Origin of the sequence: Xenorhabdus sp. SGI240, assembly GCF_040081915.1 — a bacterium.
Classification (GTDB): Bacteria; Pseudomonadota; Gammaproteobacteria; order Enterobacterales; family Enterobacteriaceae; genus Xenorhabdus; species Xenorhabdus bakwenae.
Window position 1 is genome coordinate 1 of record NZ_JBEBMB010000163.1, and the last position, 1,646, is coordinate 1,646.

A 1,646-nucleotide genomic window follows, 5' to 3' on the forward strand; every position below is an offset into this window, starting at 1 on the left:
CAACCGGGGCGCTCCCCACGGCCTCTACGACGCCCTCGCAAGCCACCAGTTGGGTTTCAATTTCCCCCAGTTCAATGCGGAAGCCCCGGATCTTGACCTGAAAATCATTGCGCCCTAAATATTCAATCGCGCCATTGGGCAGCCAGCGCCCCAGATCACCGGTTTTATACATACGGGCATCGGGCTGTTGACTAAACGGATCCGCCACAAATTTCTCTGCGGTTAAATCGGGGCGATTGAGATAACCCCGCGCCACCCCTGCGCCACCGATATGAATTTCACCACTGACGCCAATAGGCACCGGCCGCCCGTGCGTATCCAGAATATAAATACGGCTATTGGGCAGCGGATAACCAATCGGGATAACGTCAGTCAATTCAGGTGAATCTTGACCGTTATCATTGAGGGTTAAGGTGGTGGCAATCACCGTGGTTTCGGTAGGGCCATAAGAGTTAATCCAGCGGCAGGATTGGGTGTCCTGATGAGACAGCCAGTTGATTAAATGGCGGTACTCCGCTTTTTCACCGCCCACAATAAGGGTATGCAGAGATGGGCTGAAACCGCTGCGACCTGCCATCATCTCCTGTACCCACAGGTGCCAGAAGGCGGTGGGCATATCCATAATGGTGATTTGCTGTTCACGCAGGAAGGTGACAAAAGTCATATCCGGTATCCGGATATGGGGCGGCCGCAGAACCAGAGTGGCACCGGATGCGAGGGTGGGGAAAATATCGGATACCGAGGTATCAAAGGCGATGGTCGCAAATTGCAGGATACGATCCCCTGCCTGGGGTTTGCTGGTCTGGTGCTGGGCATGGATAAAGTTCACCACATTGCGGTGCTCCAGCATCACGCCTTTGGGCTGTCCGGTGGAGCCGGAAGTATAGATGATGTAGGCCAGATGGTGCGGTTGAAGCTGAACATCAGGATTATGAACCGGCTGGTTTGCCACGTGATCCCGGTGGGTTTCATCATCCAGCAACCAGACGGGAATGCCTGATACTGGCAACAGCCCCTGCAAATGTTGTTGGGTCAGCAATAACACCGGCTGGCTATCCGACAGTTGATAAGCCAGGCGTTCGGCCGGGTATTCCGGGTCGAGCGGCACATAACCGGCCCCCGCTTTAAGGATAGCGTACAGGCCGATAATCAAATCCAGACTGCGGTCAACACAGATAGCGATGCGATCATCAGGGCGCACGCCAGAGGCGATCAGCTGGTGAGCCAGTTGGTTAGCATGGCGGTTCAGTGCCGCATAACTCAGCTCGCTCTCACCAAATACTAACGCGGTGGCGTCAGGCGTTTGTTCCACCTGTTGTTCAAACAGTTGGTGAATTAAGGTCTCTTGCGGATACGCGACAGTGGTATCGTTAAAGGTTTCCAGTAACTGGGTACGTTCGGCCAGTGGCAGGATATCGATAGTGTGGATAGGTTGCTCCGGCGCATATTGCAGTGCGGCCACAATGCCGTTTAACGCTGTCTTCATATAGGCATTAATGCGCACCGGATTAATTTGCTGGCTGCATTGGGTAGTCAGCGCAAATCCATCATCAAAATCATCGACATCCAGTGACAAGGGGTAGTTGCTGCGCTCTTCACTGTCCAGCTCCTGAATACCGTCCCATGCCGGTGAACCGGATTGCTCC

The 1,646-nt window shown here is 54.1% G+C and carries 1 protein-coding gene; it reads right to left on the bottom strand.

Translation table 11 applies throughout. The features are described from left to right. Positions 1-1,646 (bottom strand): amino acid adenylation domain-containing protein (locus ABLA76_RS17990; protein WP_348988954.1); only part of this gene is annotated, 1,646 nt, incomplete at both ends.